Source organism: Streptomyces sp. NPDC101191, from assembly GCF_044767915.1.
Lineage (GTDB): Bacteria > Actinomycetota > Actinomycetes > Streptomycetales > Streptomycetaceae > Streptomyces.
Genome location: NZ_JBIWOU010000006.1, coordinates 16,897 through 32,690, shown reverse-complemented (window position 1 = coordinate 32,690; position 15,794 = coordinate 16,897). Strand labels below are relative to the sequence as shown.

General features: G+C 71.9%; 13 protein-coding genes, 1 tRNA gene and 2 pseudogenes. 5 read left to right on the top strand and 11 right to left on the bottom strand.

Translation table 11 applies throughout. From position 1 onward, the window contains the following. Nucleotide 1: 1 nt before the first annotated feature. Together ACIRQF_RS23155 and ACIRQF_RS23150 are read right to left on the bottom strand one after the other, a co-directional pair. A complete protein-coding gene (locus ACIRQF_RS23155; protein WP_404094633.1) occupies nt 2-1,012 on the bottom strand; it encodes a quinone oxidoreductase family protein in 1,011 nt (336 codons plus the stop codon). Nucleotides 1,013-1,391: 379 nt separating this feature from the next. Next, nucleotides 1,392-1,814 carry a DUF4231 domain-containing protein gene (locus ACIRQF_RS23150; protein WP_404094630.1) on the bottom strand — a complete coding sequence of 141 codons (423 nt, stop codon included), beginning with the start codon at nt 1,812-1,814 and terminating at the stop codon, nt 1,392-1,394. A gap of 401 nt (nt 1,815-2,215) precedes the next feature. On the opposite strand from ACIRQF_RS23150, the pseudogene ACIRQF_RS23145 reads away from it, so the two are divergent. Further along, nucleotides 2,216-2,578: pseudogene (locus ACIRQF_RS23145) on the top strand (tyrosine-type recombinase/integrase); the annotation flags it as partial. 203 nt (nt 2,579-2,781) lie between these two features. On the opposite strand, the gene ACIRQF_RS23140 reads toward ACIRQF_RS23145, so the two are convergent. Continuing rightward, a tRNA-Val gene (locus ACIRQF_RS23140) sits at nt 2,782-2,856 on the bottom strand. A 169-nt stretch (nt 2,857-3,025) separates the two neighbouring features. Here ACIRQF_RS23140 and ACIRQF_RS23135 point away from each other — a divergent pair. Next, nucleotides 3,026-4,381, top strand: coding sequence for a hypothetical protein (locus ACIRQF_RS23135; RefSeq protein WP_404094627.1), 1,356 nt, complete (start codon nt 3,026-3,028; stop codon nt 4,379-4,381). A 9-nt stretch (nt 4,382-4,390) separates the two neighbouring features. Beyond that, complete coding sequence (locus ACIRQF_RS23130; RefSeq protein ID WP_376630014.1) at nt 4,391-4,612, top strand: zinc ribbon domain-containing protein; 222 nt, start codon at nt 4,391-4,393, stop codon at nt 4,610-4,612. Nucleotides 4,613-5,033: 421 nt separating this feature from the next. Here the strand turns inward: ACIRQF_RS23130 and ACIRQF_RS23125 are convergent, their stop codons facing one another. Together ACIRQF_RS23125 and ACIRQF_RS23120 are read right to left on the bottom strand one after the other, a co-directional pair. Beyond that, nucleotides 5,034-5,684, bottom strand: a complete 651-nt coding sequence (locus ACIRQF_RS23125) for a response regulator (RefSeq protein ID WP_404094624.1) — start codon at nt 5,682-5,684, stop codon at nt 5,034-5,036. Further along, nucleotides 5,675-6,787 (bottom strand): sensor histidine kinase, encoded by a 1,113-nt coding sequence (locus ACIRQF_RS23120; protein WP_404094621.1) that lies wholly within the window; start codon nt 6,785-6,787, stop codon nt 5,675-5,677. The genes ACIRQF_RS23125 and ACIRQF_RS23120 overlap by 10 nt, the downstream gene beginning before the upstream one ends. Nucleotides 6,788-6,896: 109 nt before the next feature. Here ACIRQF_RS23120 and ACIRQF_RS23115 point away from each other — a divergent pair. Then, nucleotides 6,897-7,521, top strand: a pseudogene (locus ACIRQF_RS23115) (DedA family protein). On the opposite strand, the gene ACIRQF_RS23110 reads toward ACIRQF_RS23115, so the two are convergent. Genes ACIRQF_RS23110 through ACIRQF_RS23100 form a run of 3 tightly spaced genes read right to left on the bottom strand, consistent with a single transcriptional unit; the run spans nt 7,484 to nt 12,084 of the window. Beyond that, nucleotides 7,484-8,356, bottom strand: coding sequence for an HAD family hydrolase (locus ACIRQF_RS23110; protein WP_376630022.1), 873 nt, complete (start codon nt 8,354-8,356; stop codon nt 7,484-7,486). The pseudogene ACIRQF_RS23115 and the gene ACIRQF_RS23110 sit on opposite strands and share 38 nt — an antisense overlap. Next, entirely contained in the window at nt 8,353-10,863 is a 2,511-nt protein-coding gene (locus ACIRQF_RS23105) for a phosphoribosyltransferase (protein WP_404094617.1), read from the bottom strand. Before ACIRQF_RS23105 ends, ACIRQF_RS23110 begins: the two co-directional genes overlap by 4 nt. 18 nt (nt 10,864-10,881) lie before the next feature. Beyond that, entirely contained in the window at nt 10,882-12,084 is a 1,203-nt protein-coding gene (locus tag ACIRQF_RS23100) for an HpcH/HpaI aldolase/citrate lyase family protein (protein ID WP_404094615.1), read from the bottom strand. A gap of 154 nt (nt 12,085-12,238) precedes the next feature. Here ACIRQF_RS23100 and ACIRQF_RS23095 point away from each other — a divergent pair, with 154 nt between their 5' ends. Further along, a complete protein-coding gene (locus tag ACIRQF_RS23095; RefSeq protein WP_404094612.1) occupies nt 12,239-13,090 on the top strand; it encodes a TerD family protein in 852 nt (283 codons plus the stop codon). 15 nt (nt 13,091-13,105) lie between these two features. Here ACIRQF_RS23095 and ACIRQF_RS23090 read toward each other — a convergent pair whose 3' ends face one another. The 3 genes from ACIRQF_RS23090 to ACIRQF_RS23080 all read right to left on the bottom strand — a co-directional run bounded on the left by ACIRQF_RS23090 (nt 13,106) and on the right by ACIRQF_RS23080 (nt 15,720). Beyond that, complete coding sequence (locus ACIRQF_RS23090) at nt 13,106-13,840, bottom strand: Tellurium resistance (RefSeq protein ID WP_376630029.1); 735 nt, start codon at nt 13,838-13,840, stop codon at nt 13,106-13,108. Nucleotides 13,841-13,965: 125 nt separating this feature from the next. Further along, nucleotides 13,966-15,114, bottom strand: coding sequence for a DUF475 domain-containing protein (locus tag ACIRQF_RS23085; RefSeq protein WP_376630031.1), 1,149 nt, complete (start codon nt 15,112-15,114; stop codon nt 13,966-13,968). A gap of 30 nt (nt 15,115-15,144) precedes the next feature. Continuing rightward, nucleotides 15,145-15,720: a TerD family protein gene (locus ACIRQF_RS23080; RefSeq protein WP_389749890.1), complete on the bottom strand. Its 576-nt coding sequence runs from the start codon at nt 15,718-15,720 to the stop codon at nt 15,145-15,147. Nucleotides 15,721-15,794: the final 74 nt, after the last annotated feature.

Sequence of the window (15,794 nt, the reverse complement as noted above, 5' to 3'; positions counted from 1 at the left end):
ATCAGCTCTGCGTCTCATCGTGGCGTCCGATAGCGGCCGCATCGGGTATGACGAGCAGCTTGCCGGTGGTACGCCGAGCCTCCAGATCGCTGTGGGCCTGGGCGGCCTCGGACAATGCGTAGCGGCCCGTTACGGTGACCTCAAGCGCCTTGGAGCGCACCCACTCGAACACATCGGCGGCCCGTCGGAGCAGTTCGGACCGATCGGCGATGAAGTCCCCGAGGCTGGGCCGGATCAGGGTCAGCGAACCGCCATGGGCGAGCCGAATCGGATCAAACGGAGGCACGGCGCCACTCGCCGCCCCGAAGAGCACGAGATGGCCGCGGGTTCGCAGGCTGGCGAGGCTCGCATCGAAGGTGTGCGCGCCGACGCCGTCGAAGACAACCGGCAGTCCCTGACCGCCGTTGAGCCGCCTCACCTCGGCCGCGAGATCGTCGACTGCGGAGGAAAGGATCACCTCGGCGGCCCCGGCACGCTTCGCCAGCTCGGCCTTCGCCGTGGTCGACGTCGTGCCGATCACCCTGCCGCCGAGATGGGTGATGAGCTGGGTCAAAAGCAGCCCCATGCCACCAGCAGCCGCATGCACGAGCACCGTGTCGCCCGCCTGGACCGGGTAGGCGTCCTTGACGAGATAGTGCGCGGTCATGCCTTGGAGGAGCACGGCGGCGGCTGTCTCGAAGCCGATGTCGTCGGGCAGCGGCACCAGCCGAGAGGAGTCCACGACGGCCCGCTCGGCATACGTGCCGGGAATCTCCACCCAACCGACCCGGTCCCCGACCGCGACGTCAGCGACGCCGGGTCCGACGTCGACGACCGTGCCGGCGCCCTCAGCGCCCGGGGTGAAGGGCAACGGGAGGCTGTACCGGCCTTCGCGGTGGTAGACGTCGAGGAAGTTGACCCCGGATGCGGCGACCTCCACGACCGCCTCGCCCGGACCCGGCCGCGGCTGGTCAACCTCGGCCTCCTGCAGCACCTCGGGACCGCCCACTTCGTACACCTGAATCGCTCGCATGACCCCTCCAATAACGGCTCGTCCCCCACCAACCCCGTTGATGGCGATCCGATTCCCGCAAGCAGACTCGGTGTTCAGCCCACCACACGCCCGAACTCCCGCGCGCCAGCCCACGTTGACGGCCAAGACGTCCGTGTCGAGCATGACGATGGAGAGCGGTCCCATCCCGTCTTGCAGGGGCAGGCGTCGGCGCAGCGGGGGCGGAGCGGGCCGAAGGCAGGAGCGGCGCCGCGAGCGGAGCCTGGAAGCCCGCCCGGCGGAGCGGTATCGCAGCCGCGTGCCTTGACTCGGGTAGCAAAGAACGCCGATCGCCGGGTGATGCGGCTGCACGCGGCCCGACGCGTTCGATGCGCCCCGTCTGAACTTCAGCCGATCACTTCTAGGAGTTGGTCGACAGCGCGGGTTCTCGACGATGCTCCAGCCATGTGCGGCTCAGGTCGCCCCAGATCGCCTGATACTGATCAAAGATGTCGTTCAGTTGATCGAACGTGAGGTCGTCGGCGGACGTCGATGCCACGAGGTATTCGAGGTCCTCGGCAAGCCGCTGGAACCGGTACTGCGCTTCCTCCATCAGAACCCACCGGGAGCGCCAGTTGAAGAACGGTTCGACGGCTCCCAGCAGCGTCACCAGCGCCACACACGCCAAGGCCAGACCAGCCCACGCGTTGAGGTTCTGTAGGCCCAGGATGACGGTGGACGCAGCGGACAGAACAAGCGTCGCCACCTTGGTGACGGCGGCACTTCGACTGAACCTCTTCTTCTTGCCGCGGGCGTAGCCGTTGCCCTGACGAATCTTGTCCAACAGGAGGGCGGCTGCCTCCCTCGGGCTGAGACCAACACCCAGGCCACTGTCCGGCTGCACTCCGCCCCCAAGTTCTGTCGCCACCTCGCAGCTCGCTGCCCTGGCAATCGCGCGCCTAGCGTAGCCGCTAGAGGCTCCTACAACGGAAGGCGATCTGGCGGTCTAGGCGGCTCTGACCTTGTACTTCTGAGCCAGAGTGGCGGGATTTGACCCGCGACCTCTTCGCCCCTAAGCAACTCGGGCGGGGGCGCTTCCTGAGGCTGCTGCGCCTCTCACCTGCGCTGATGGTCCGCAGACGTTCGCGCTCGTCCGCCGCTGTTCGTCGGCGTTGTCACGCAGTCAGACACTCACCACCGTTACGCCGAGCAGGCGTGAGACAGCGCTGAAGCCTTCAAGTAGCAGTGGGTAGCGCTACGGGGCCTGCGCCCGCTGATCTCGATCTCAATACACCAGAGTTCGGCAGCGCGGCCGGTGTACGCACCGTCGCCTTCCCGGACTCGCTGACGGAGAGCTTGGCCACTCATCTCGCGGTCTACGCTGAGCCGGGTCGAACCGGGCTGGTCTTCACCGGAGCCCGCGGTGGGCAGCTGCGGCGGAACAACTTCCGCCGGCTGTGGTTGAAAGCCCTGAAGACCGCCGGCCTCCGAGACATCCACTTCCACGATCTGCGCCCCACCGGAAACACCCTCGCCGATACCGGCGGCGCCACGACACGTGAGCTCATGCAGTGGATGGGGCACTCGTCGGTGCGAGCCGCGCTGATCTATCAACACCTGGTGAACGGGCGTGACCACGCCATCGCCGCCCACGTCGACGAGCAGATCAGGAAGGTCCGGCCGAGAGAGCCCGGCGAGGCATCTGGCACGACTGGCACGACGCCTCTCCCCCGCCCCTGCCGCCAGGGAACGGACAAGGCCCAGGTTCCCGGTTCAGCACCGGTGACCTGGGCCTTTGCCTATCTACCTACTGGTGGGCGCGGACGGTTTCGAACCGCCGACATCTGCTTTGTAAGAGCAGCGCTCTACCCCTGAGCTACGCACCCGTGGAATAAGGCAACAGCGTACATGGCCGACGGGTGGGTCCCGCAAACGGATACCGGGGTGTAGTGGGTCGGGTGCGGGGTGAACTGATCGGGCCGTGTCTTCGTCCTTGGCTGGTGGGAGAATGAAGCGGACCGGGCAGCGCGGTGGACACAGCACGGGAGAGGGAACGTGGCGGCGACCGAGGACAGGGGTGGGACGGCGCCCGGGATCACCAGCACTCTGCGGTTGGCCATCGCCTTGCCGCTGCTGGTCGGGGCGCTGTTGCCGCAGGCCTTCGCCAGCGGTGGGACCCGGCGGTGGTTCGGGGGGCGGGACGAGAGTCGGCGGGCCGAGGCGCAGGCAGCCAAGGATGCCGCCGCTGCCGCCTTCTACGAGCTCGACACCGCCCAGCGCGGGCTGGTGATCTCCATCGAGACGATCACCGCCGCCGACGACTCCGCGGACGCCCGCCGGGCCGTCGAGGGCTTCGCCGCGCTCGGGCGGCGGATCGACGAGGTCAGCCACATCTACATCACCGCCGTCGACGCCCATGACCTCGACCGCGTCGAGCTGGACGCCGCCACCGCCGGCCGTGCCCGCGCCGAGCTCGAGCGGGCCAAGGTCGAGCTCGACCGCGTCAAGGGCGAGCTCGACCGTTTCGAGCAGGGGCTCGCCCCACTGCTCGGCCGCGCCGAGACCCAGCTCGCCCGGCTCGCGCCCGCCGTCGAGCGGGCGCGGCAGGCGCTCCGGGCCGCGAGCGATGCCCTCGACGCCACCCGCGAGGCCGGGCTTCGCGCCGACGATCTCGCCGGGCGGCTCGCCGCGCTCGGCCCCGAGCTGACCAAGCTCAACGAAGGCGCCGGGCGGCACGGCGTGGCCGAGACGCTCCAGCGTGCCGACACCGTGCTGCGCGAGGCCGAGGGCGTACGGGCCGAGGCCGCCCGCCTGCCCGAGCGGGCCGCCGAGATCGACAAGCGGCTCGTCTCCCTCCGTACCCGCGCCCAGGCCCTCTCCACCCGCGCCGAGGGCGTCGAGCCGGTCCTGTCCGAGCTCCGCCGCCGCTTCTCGGCCGCCTGCTGGCAGGACCTCCAGCACGTGCCCGAGCAGGCCGCCACCGCCGCCCACCAGGCCGAGGAGCGGCTCGCCGAGGCCACCAAGGCCCGCGCCGAGCAGCGCTGGCCGGACGCCACCTCCCTGCTCGCCACCGCCCGCGCCCTGCTCAACACCGCCGACGAGGGCGTCTCCGCGGCCGGCGAGCGGCTGCGCCGCCTCAACGCCGTCGCCAAGGACCCCCAGGCCGAGATCGACCGCACCCGCTTCGTCGTCCGCGACGCCCAGCGGCTCGCGATGGCCGGGCGCACCACCCCCGAGCCCCGGCACGCACAGCCCCTCGACGAGGCCGTCGCCCGGCTCGACCGGGCCGTCGGCACGCTCGACAGCGGCCGCCACCCCGACTACTGGGCCTTCCTCACCGAGCTGCAGGCCATCCGCACGACCGTCGGCCACGTCGTCGAACGGATTCGTGACGAGCGGGGCAAGCCGTAACCTGTGCCCATGCCTCGTTACGAGTACCGCTGCCGGACCTGCGACGACACCTTCGAGCTCAGCAGGCCCATGGCCGAGTCCAGCGACCCCGCCGCCTGCCCCGCCGGACACGACGACACCGTCAAGATGCTCTCCGCCGTCGCCGTCGGCGGCACCGCGTCCGCCGCCGGCAGGGCGCCCGCAGGTGGGGGTGGCGGCGGTGGCTGCTGCGGCGGGGGCTGCTGCGGCTGAGGTCGGTTGACAGCCCCCGGGCAGAGACCACTCCCCCGGCAGAGACCACTCCGGCGCAGGTCGATTGCCAGCCCCCGGCCGAGACCGCTCCGGCCCAGGTCGATTGACAGCTCCCGGCAGAGACCGGTGCGGCCCGGGTCCGCTGACCGCGCTGCCCGAGACCGCCGCGGCCCACGTCCACTGACCCCCCGCCCGAGACCGCTGCGGCCCACATCCGCTGACAGCGCCCCGGGGGGCGGCTCTGGTCGAAGACTGCCGACCGCCCCGCCAGGGGCCGCCCCGGCCGAGGACAACCGGACCGCCCCGGCCTCTGCCGCCCCGGCCGCGGCCCTGGCCGCTACCGCCCTGGCCGCTGCCGCCCCGGCCCCTGCCGCCCCAGCCGATGCCGCCACCGCCCGCCCTTCCCGCCCCCTCGTCAGGGCTAACTGTCCAGATACCTCAGCACCGCCAGCACCCTCCTGCTGTACCCCTCGCTCCGCCCCGTCAGTTCCAGCTTGTCGAAGATCGCGTTGACGTGTTTCTCCACCGCGCTCTGCGACACGTGCAGGCGTCCCGCCAGCGACGCGTTCGTGTGGCCCTGGGCCATGGCCGCGAGGACCTCCGTCTCCCTCGGGGTCAGGCGGGCGAGGGGGTCGGTGTGGGTGGAGCGGGCCAGGAGGCGGCGGACGACCTCCGGGTCGAAGGCGGTGCGGCCCTGGCCGACCCGGTCCAGGGAGTCCAGGAAGTCGTCGACCTGGGCCACGCGGTCCTTCAGGAGGTAGCCGACGCCGCCTCCGGTGCCGTCGGTCAGCAGCTCCGTCGCGTAGCGCTTCTCCACATACTGCGAGAGCACCAGGACGCCCACCTCCGGCAGTCTGGCGCGGATCTCCAGGGCGGCGCGCAGGCCCTCGTCGGTGTGGGTGGGCGGCATGCGGACGTCGGCGACGACGACGTCCGGCGGGTCGGCCTCGACGGCGGCGAGGAGTTCGACGGCGGTGCCGACGGCGGCCCGTATCTCGTGGCCCTCCTCGGCGAGCAGCCGTACGAGTCCTTCGCGCAGCAGGGTGGAGTCCTCGGCGAGCATCACGCGCACGGCAGCTGCGCCCCGATCAGCGTGGGCCCGCCCGCCGGGCTGTCGACCGTGAAGCGGCCGTCGAGCGCGGCCACCCGGCTCGCGAGCCCGGCCAGGCCGCTGCCCGCGGCGGCGTCCGCACCGCCCGTCCCGTCGTCCCGTATGCGTACGTCCAACATCCCGTCGTGCCAGGTCACTTGTACGTCTACTGCGCTCGCGTCCGCGTGCTTGGCCACGTTCGTGACGGCCTCCGCGACGACGAAGTACGCGGCCGTCTCCACCGGCCCGGGCAGCGGGCGGGAAACGGCGCAGGTCAGTTTCAGCGGCAGCGGGCTTCGCTCGGCCACGGCCTCCAGGGCGGTGCGCAGGCCCGCCTGGTCCAGGATCGCGGGGTGCACCCGCCAGGCCACCTCGCGGAGTTCGGCGAGGGCGTGGCGGCTCTCCTCGTGGGCCTGGCGGAGGAGTGCGGCGGCGCGTTCGGGGTCCTGGGCGCGGCGGGCGCGGCCGATGAGCATGCCGAGGGCGACGAGGCGCTGCTGGACGCCGTCGTGCAGGTCGCGTTCGATGCGGCGGCGTTCGTCGTGGACGACGTGCATGATCTCGCTGCGGCTGGCGGCGAGTTGGGCGATCCGGGCCTGGAGGGCGTCGGCGTGGCTGGGGCCCAGCATGCGCATGGCCAACTCCTGCTCCGTGCGCGCCACCTGGCCGATGCCCTGGGCGGCGAGGAAGAGGAGCAGCAGGCCGCCCAGGCCGCCGAGGGCCACGATGAGGGGCCGTCGCAGGTCGACGAACAGCCAGCCGCCGAGGGCGAAGAGCAGATACGCGGCTCCGGTCAGCGCGCAGCCGAGGACCACGCCGCCGAGCAGGCCGATCGGCCAGCGCGCGGTGAGGTAGGCGAGGGTGCGCCGGTTTCCGTACGGCGGCACGCGGACGCCCAGCAGGCGCTCCAGGCGCCACTGTTCGAGGCGTACGAGCCGCTCCGCGGCGCCCGTGGCCGCCCGCCGGCCGCGCGGCCACGCCAGGAGGGGGAGCAGCAGGAGCCCGGCCGCCGCCTCCAGGAGCGTGAGGACGGCGCCGAGGGCGAGCGCGGTCGCCGTCCGGACCGGTCCGTCGAATGACTTCATGATCGGCCACGCTAGCCGGGGCCCGCCCCGCGCACCCTGCGGAAAACCGCACACGTTCCTACGGCCCGCAGCAGTCCGCCGCGGGCGGCGCGTTTCTGGCGTCGTGGCCATGGAGACCTGGATCAACAGCCTCATGGACACCCTCGGCGCACCCGGTGCGCCTCGCCGTCGCCCTGGAGAACCTCTTCCCGCCCATCCCGAGCGAGGTGATCCTGCCGCTGGCCGGCTTCGCCGCCTCCACGGGGCGGATGAGCCTCCTCGCCGCGCTGCTGTGGACGACCGCCGGTTCGGTGATCGGCGCGCTCGCCCTGTACGGGGTGGGGGCTCTGTTCGGGCGGGAGCGGGTGCTCGCGACCGCCGCCCGGCTGCCGTTGGTGAAGGTCGCGGATATCGAGCGCACGGAGGAGTGGTTCGGCCGGCACGGCACGAAGGCGGTGCTGTTCGGCCGGATGGTGCCGGTCTTCCGGAGCCTGATCTCGGTGCCGGCCGGGGTCGGGCGGATGCCGCTGCCGGTCTTCCTGGCCCTGACGACCCTGGGGAGCGCGCTGTGGAACACCGCCTTCGTCCTCGCCGGGTACGTCCTCGGGGAGAACTGGGAGCAGGTCACCGACTACGTGTCGGTCTCCTCGAAGGCGGTGCTCGTGACGGCGTCGGCGGCGGCCGCGTGCTTCGTGGGCGTGCGGGTCGTGCGGGCGGTCAGGCCGGGTCCGGGAGGGCGGCGGGCGCGCCGTTGATCCGCGGTGCCAGGTGCGCCTCGGCGGCGGCCCGGAAGCGGCGGACGATCTCCTCGCCCGCGGCCACGCCCCGCTCGGCCAGCGCCTCCACGTGTGGCGCGGTCCAGTCGGTGTCGGCGAGTTCGCCGTGGCCCGGGCGCCAGCCCCGGTCGGCGGCGAGCAGCAGGTCGGCGTCGAGGAGCGAGTCGCCGGCGGCCAGGGTGAGGGTGGCACCGGCGCGGCGGGCGACCTCGCGGACGGCCGCGCTCTTGGTGAGCGGCTTCGGCACGGCGTAGACCTTGCGGCCCTGCAGCGAGACCGTCCAGCCGCGTTCCCCCGCCCAGTCGGTGAACCGCTCCAGCCAGTCCAGCGGCATCCGCTCGCGCTCGACGACGAGGTAGGCGAACAGGTCCTCGGCGACCCGGTGCTTGCGGACCCAGGACAGGTCGGTGGTGGCGGTGAAGTAGGCGCGGATCTCGGCGAGCGGGGCGCACGCGTCGGCGACCCGGCGGAGCACGCCCGCGTGCCAGTCGGGGTCGGAGACGCCGTCGACGAGGAGGTGCCCGCCGTTGGCGCAGATTGCGTACGCGGGGGTGTGGTCGCCGAGCAGCCGGATGCGCTGGTACTGCTTGCGGGTGCGGGTGGTGGTCGGCACGAAGACGGTCTCGGCGGCGAGTCGGCGCAACTGGGCGGCGGCGTGCTCGGTCAGGTACGAGAGCGGCTTGGACTCGTGGACCTCGACGCACAGCAGCCGGGGCGCCTGTGGGTCGGGCATGCCGAGGGCGAGCGCGGCCGTGGAGTAGATGAGGGTGCGGTCGAGGTCGCTGGCGACGAGGACGGTGCGGTCGGCGGTCACTGGGACACCACCGCCCTGCCGTCGGCGCCGGTCGCCCCGCGCGTGTACTGGGGGTGGATCAGTCCGACGCAGGTGTACGGCAGGTCGTCGACCTCCTCGACGGGTACGCCGCGCTGTTCGGCGAGCAGGCGTACATGGGCCAGGTCGGCGCCGGCTCCGCGCTGGGCCAGGATCTTCCAGGGCACGCGGCGGAGCAGGACGCGGGTGGTCTCGCCGACACCGGGCTTGACCAGGTTGACGTCGTGTATCCCGTACGTGGTGCTGATCCGCTCGACGGCGGCCCAGCCCTCCCAGGTGGGGGTGCGGTCGGCGGCGAGGAGCTCCTTGACGTCGGCGTCGACGGCGGCGGCGACCTCGTCGAAGCGGGCGGCGACGGCGTCGAGGAACGCGCCGGACACGTCGGCGCCGGCGAGCTCCCGGTAGAACTTGGCGCCGTGGAAGTCGTGCGGGCCGACCAGGTCGGAGCGCAGGACGGTGCGCGAGATCAGGCCGGAGACGGTCGAGTTGAGGCAGGCGGAGGGGATGAGGAAGTCCTCGCGGGTGCCGTAGGTGCGGACGCAGGAGCCGGGGTCGGCGAGGACCGCGATCTCGGGCGAGAAGGTCGCGCCGCCGGCTTCCTGGTGGGCCCGCAGGGCGTCGGCGAGTTCGCGGGTGATGGCGCCCTTGCCGGTCCAGCCGTCGACGAACACGACGTCGGCCGGGTCGTGGTGCTCGGCGAGCCAGCGCAGCGCGTTGGCGTCGATGCCGCGGCCGCGGACGATGGAGACGGCGTAGTGCGGGAGGTCCAGGCCGTGCCGGTGCCGGGCCCAGCGGCGCATCAGCACGCCGACGGGGGTGCCGGCGCGGGCCAGGGACACCAGGACGGGCCGCGGCGAGCGTTCGGCGAGCACGGTCTCGGTGACGGTGCCGACGGCGCGGGCGATCCGGGCGGCGGAGGCGTCGAGAGCGGCGTGGAACAGCTCCTGGTAGCGCGCGTCGGGCTGGTACTCGACGGGCAGCGACTCGGCGTAGTGGGCGCCGCCGCTCTGGATGGCCTCTTCGCGCTCCTCGGTCGGCGCTTCGAGCTCGACGTCCGAGAGGTCCTGGAGCAGCCAGCCGACCTCTTCGGGCGCGTACGAGGAGAAGGCGGGGCCGCGGAGGGGCTCGGGCAGCATGGAGCTCCTTTCGGGAGCTTCGGGGGCCTGGGGTACGTAGGAGGGCACGACGGCGAGCACGACGTGCGGTATGTGCGCGGCGAGCTGGGCGAGGAGCCCGTCCGGCGCGTGCAGCTCGGGGGTGTCGGCGACGGAGTCGACGACGGCGACGACCGCGTCGAAGCCGCCGCCCGCGACGTTGTAGGCGTACCGGTCGCCGGGGCCGTCGGCGGGCTCGTCGTGGGCGGGGAAGACGAGCCGGGTCCTTATGGCGTAGCCGGGGTCGTCGACGGCGAGGACGGGCGAGCGGGTGGTCGTGGAGTAGCGGACGTCGGTCCCGGTCCGTTCGAGCTCGTCGGCGAGCCGCAGGGGCGCGTACATGAGCTCCTCGAAGCCGAGGACGAGAACGCGGGGGGCGCGGCCGGCGGCCGGGCGGGGGCCGAGGGCCTCGGTGACGCGGGCGGCCATGGCGGGCAGGGCCGCCTCGAGGCGGGCCCGGTGGTCGGGGTCGAAGCCGTGCCGGCCGCCGTCGGGGACTCCGGCGGGCCAGCCGAGCTCGACGCGGACCGGGGGGCGGCGCGGGGCCCGGGGGCCGGGGACCGGGTTCGGTGCCGCGGTCGGGGGGCCGGCGGGCGCCGTGGCCGCGGCGGGTCGGGCGGGCGTGGGCGCCGTGGGGGTGTCGTGGCGCGCGACGAGCTCCTGGCCCTTGGCCAGGACGCCGTCGGGGAGGGCGACCGTGCCGGCCGCCAGGGTGATCAGGTCGACGCGGGCGCCGAGCTCGGCGGCGAAGGCGGTGAGGCGGTCGCGGTCCTCGGGGCCGCGCATGTCGACGAGGGCGACGACCACGTACCGCTCGCGGGGGTGGCGCTCGTGGAGGTCGCGGATGGTGTTGAGGACGGTGTTGCCGGTGGAGAACTCGTCGTCGACGAGGACGAGCGGGCCGTCGCCGGCGAGGAGCTTCGAGTCCTCGGGGAGGAGCAGGTGGGAGGTGGCGTGGGAGTGGGACTCCTCGAAGCCGCCCGCCGTGGGGACGCCTTCGACGGGGCGCCTGGTGGAGTGGAGGTAGGGGGCGAGGGCGAGGCCGTCGGCGACGCTGTGGCCGAGACCGGTGGCGGTCTCGGCGTAGCCGAGGACGACGGCGCGGGCCGCCTCCTCGTCGCCGAGCAGCTGCCGTACCCGTACGCCCAGGCCGTGGCCCGCCTCCCGCACCACCGAGGGGCGCTGCGGGACGTGCTTGCCCAGCACGTTGGAGACCAGCAGGTGGGCGCGCCTGGGGTTGCGGCGCAGTGCGAGGCCGAGCAGGTCGGGCAGCGCCTCGTCGCCGATCAGTTCGACGCCCAGTCGCTCCGCGACCCAGGTTCCGGTCCACACCACGTCGTTGTCGTCCCTTCGTCAGCTGTCGGGCCGGTCGGCCGTGAGGGCGGCGAGACCGGTGGTGAGCAGCTCCACGAAGCCGACGTCCTCGCGGGCGACGCCGAAGACCTCGGCCCGCCGCAGGGTTCGTTCGGCCCACGCGCGGTGCGGCTTCACTTCGTTCATTTTGTTCGTATAAGCCGATCGGAGCACGCCGCCACCACCGCGTTCCGGCCGCAGGATGTCCTGGGCGTCACTGAACTCCTCGTGGGTGACCACGGAGAGTGCGTGCACCGGCAGGACGTGGGTGGGGTGGATGCAGGTCTTGCCGAGGAGTCCGTTGGCGCGGTCGAGTTCGATCTCGCGGAGCAGTCCGTCGAGGTCGTGCTCGATGAGGGCGGTGCGCAGGTCCTCGGCGCGGCCCTCCAGGAAGGGGCTGCGGCGCAGCTGGGGCTTGAACATGCGCTCACCGGGCCGGAAGTACTCCCAGACGGGGCCGGTGATGGTGAAGCCGGTGCCGTCGGAGCGGCCGAGGACGTTGACGACGTCGCCGATGACGGAGGCGACGATCTGGACGTCGTATGCGGTCATGTCGGGCGAGCGGCGCAGCCCGTAGTTGGAGCAGAAGTCGGTGACGCCGAGGCGGACGGCGAGGATCCGCTCGCGGTACTTGCCGGTGAGGGAGGCGATGCCGGCCAGGGTCTCGGCCCGGGACTCCAGGTGGAGCAGCTCGGGGGACTCCAGGACGGGCATGGCGAAGAGCCGGCGGCCGCAGGCCCGCTCGGCGAGCGTGAGGGCCTCCAGGAAGGGGCGGCCGCGGACCTCGGTGAACTTGGGCAGTACGAATCCGGACAGCAGGCGCACGGTGTCGCCGAGCCGGTCGACGAGGTCGGTGATCTGGCGCGGTTCGCGGACCCGGATGAAGAGCAGGGGCAGGTCGGCGGCCTCGTCGCCGGGGGCCCGGGCAGCGAGGTCGGCGAACTCCTGGACCAGATTGGCCTCGCCCGCCTCCACCTCGGCGTCGCTGATGGAGTCCTCCAGGCAGAGGACCATGGAGACGACTCCGCGGGCGGCCTGTTTGCGAACGGCGTCGGCCAGCCGGGTCCGGGTGGCCGGGCTGTAGAGAGTGGCCCCGAGGGCCACGGCGAGCGTGCGCGCGTCGGAGTCGGCCGTGAAAGCGGCCGGCTCCTGATGGAACAGCCCGGTCCGCACCGCGGCCGGGATGTGCCCGAAATGACGCATGTATCTCCCCCGACTGGCCTGGACGGCACTGACGACATGTGGCCGGTAATAGTACGTAGGTGAGGGTGTCCGTAGTTCCCCGCGTACGTGAAGTTCAGGTAACTCGTCCGCTTCGGGCCCCCCGCGTTGTCCGGAAGGCGGGCGGGCAGGGAAGATGACGGGCATGACGCACGCGATGCTGAAGGGCTCCAACGTCCCTCTCGACACCGCGGCCGTACGGGCCGTGCTCCGCTGGACTCCGGGACCCGGGGTGCCCGACGTGGACGCCTCGGCCCTGCTGGTCGGCCCGGACGGGCGTGTGCGGTCCGACGAGGACTTCGTGTTCTACAACCAGCCACGGCACCCCTCGGGTCTCGTACGGCACCTGGCGAAGCAGCGCGGTCCGGAGGGTCTGACCGACACCGTGGAGGCCGACCTGGGCCGGCTCGACGCCGCGGTGGACCAGGTGGTGATCGCCGCCTCCTCGGACGGCGGCACCTTCCGTTCCGTGTCCGACCTGCGGATCCTGCTGTACGACGCGGCCGCGGGCGCGGCGGACCGGGAGCCGCTCGCGGTCTTCGACGTGTCGGCGGAGACCGGCGAGGAGACGGCGATCATCTGCGGCGAGCTGTACCGGCGCGGGGACGCGTGGAAGTTCCGCGCGGTGGGCCAGGGCTATCCGACGGGCCTGGTCGGGCTCGCCACCGACTACGGGGTGTCCGTCGACGACGCGGCGGCCGAGGGCGGCCCCGAGGAGGCTCCCGCGGCGCCCGCGCACGACCCGGACGCGACGATGGTCCATCCGCAGCCACCCGCCCCTCTCCCGGCCGAACCGGCGCCGTCCCCGGCCTCCGGGGTGCCCGCCACGCCGCCGTCCGTGCCGCCGCAGCCCACGTCCGCCCCGGCGCCCGCCTACGGCTATCCGCAGCCGGCCGGGGCCCCGGTGCCGGCTCCCGCGTACGGCTATCCGCACGCGGCGCCCGACTTCCGGATGCCGCCGATGGGGCCGCAGTTCGTCGGGCGCTGACGCGGGGCCGCCCGGTCAGGTCTTCGACTTGTAGCCGCGGCCCCACTGCAGCCCCCAGCCGTAGAGCCGGTCCAGCTCGGCCTGGAAGCCGTACACGAAGCGCACCTCGCGGCGGACGACGAGCTCGTCCTTGACGTTCTCGACGGTGAACACCGCGCAGGAGCGGGCCTGCGGGGCGCGCTCGTCCAGCTCGATCTCGATCCGCGGGCCGTTGCTGGGGTAGAGCGTGACCTTGGCGTGCGTGCGGTCGAAGGCCGGGGTCTGGTCGTAGATGTAGACGAAGAACAGCAGCCGCTTGATCTCGTCGCGGTGGTCCAGGTTGACGAAGATCGTCTCGCCGGAGGGCGCGCCGAACCGGTCGTCGCCGCTGAGGCGTACGTAGGGGGGCTCGTTCAGCTCGCCGAGGAAGCCGCCGAGCGGCTGGACCACGCCCTTGCTGCCGTCGGCCAGCTCGTAGAGGCAGCCGAGGTCGAGGTCGACGTTGACCACCCCCTGGGTGTGGGCCTGGACCTCGTCGGGCTTGAAGAGCTTGAGGGGGTTCCGCAGCAGGCCGGCGGACTGGCGCGGGCCTTCGATGTCGGAGGTCCGCATCCGCCAGGAGAGGTTGACGCGGAGGTTTCCGGTGGCGGCGCCCTGTTTGGACAGGGAGACGCTGGGCCGGCGTTTCGTCAGGTCGATCGAGTTCGACGCGGCACTTCCCGAGTCGAACGGCTCTCCCCTGCCCGGAAAGAGATTGTCCAGGAAGCCCATGGCTCCGCACCCCCCACTGGTCCCCACCGTCACTGTCGCGGTCGCCGCGCCCCCCGGTCACGCGCCGCGGGGCGGCCGGGTGCTCCGGCCGCCCCGCAGAGAAGCGTTCCTCATTGTCGGTGCTGTCACACCCCCGACGTCACCTCGGTCTTGTCGCCCGAGGCGTCAGGGTTTCCCTCGGCCGCCGCGAGCCTGCGGTTGCGGCGCACGGAGGACCAGAAGGACCAGGCGATGAGCGCGACGCCGATGCCGCCGGTGACGATCTCGGGGATCTCGTACTGGATGGTGATCATGAGGACCACGGCCAGGGCGCCGATGGCGTAGTGGGCGCCGTGCTCCAGGTAGACGTAGTCGTCGAGGGTGCCCTGGCGGACCAGGTAGACGGTCAGCGAACGCACGTACATGGCGCCGACACCGAGGCCGAGGGCCATCAGGACGATGTCGTTGGTGATGGCGAAGGCGCCGATGACACCGTCGAAGGAGAAGGACGCGTCGAGGACCTCGAGGTAGAGGAACATGAAGAAGGCGGCCTTGCCGGCGAGCTGGACTGCCGAAACCTTCTTGCCGGAGCGCTTGGCCTCTTCCTCGGCCTCGTGCTCGCGCTCCTCTTCCTCCTCCAGCTTGTTCTCGAAGTAGCCGGAGAGGCCGCCGACGACGAGGTACGTGATGAGGCCGGCGATGCCCGAGACCAGGACCGTCTGCGCCTTGTCGACGTGGACGCCGCCGTGCTGGTGGGCCTGGGTCGCGAAGGTCATCGAGGCGATCAGCAGGAAGACCAGCGCGATGCAGACCGACAGCATGTCGACCTTGCCGAGCTTGGCCAGCGGGCGCTCGATCCAGCGGAGCCACTGGATGTCACGGTCCTCGAAGATGAAGTCGAGGAAGATCATCAGCAGGAACATGCCACCGAAGGCGGCGATCGACGGGTGCGCGTCGGTGACCAGTTCCTCGTAGCGGTCGGGGTTGTTGAAGGCCAGGTCGACGGCGTCGATCGGGCCGATCTTGGCGCTGATCGCGACGATCACGACGGGGAAGACGAGTCGCATGCCGAAGACGGCGATGAGCACACCGACCGTGAGGAAGATCTTCTGCCAGAAGGCATTCATCTTCTTCAGGATTCCGGCGTTGACCACCGCGTTGTCGAAGGAGAGCGAGATCTCGAGGATGCAGAGGATCGCGACGACCCCGAAAGCCTCCCACCCCCCGTAGAGCACCGCGGCGACCAGGCCGAGGGCGGTGATCGCGAACGACCAGCCGAAGGTTTTCAGAACCACTGTCTACCCCATCGTGATATTTACGCGGCTTTACGAAACGTTGACCCCGAAGTCTAGAGCGATGCCCCGAAGGCCGGACGCGTACCCCTGTCCCACCGCCCGGAACTTCCATTCGCCGCTGTAGCGGTAGAGCTCACCGAAGATCATCGCGGTCTCGGTGGAGGCGTCCTCGGAAAGGTCGTAGCGGGCGAGTTCCTGACCGTCCGCCTGGTTCACCACGCGGATGAAGGCATTGCTGACCTGGCCGAAGGTCTGGCCGCGGTTGTCGGCCTCGTGGATCGAGACCGGAAAGATGATCTTGTCGCACTGGGCCGGCACCTTGGCGAGGTTCACGATGAGCGACTCGTCGTCACCTTCACCCTCGCCGGTGAGGTTGTCCCCGGTGTGTTCGACGGACCCCTCGGGGCTCTTGAGGTTGTTGTAGAAGACGAAGTACTCGTCGCCGAGCACGCGGCCCGACTGGCACAGCAGGGCGCTGGCGTCGAGGTCGAAGGGGGCTCCGGTGGTGGAGCGCGCGTCCCAGCCGAGCCCCACGAGCACCTGGGTGAGGTTGGGTGCGGCCTTGGAGAGGGAGACATTGCCTCCCTTGGCGAGCGTGACGCCCATGACGGTGGTTCCTCCCCGAGGGTTCTGCGAATGCGCGGGACGGCGGCGGCGTGCCGGGCCGGTCGCGTGATGAG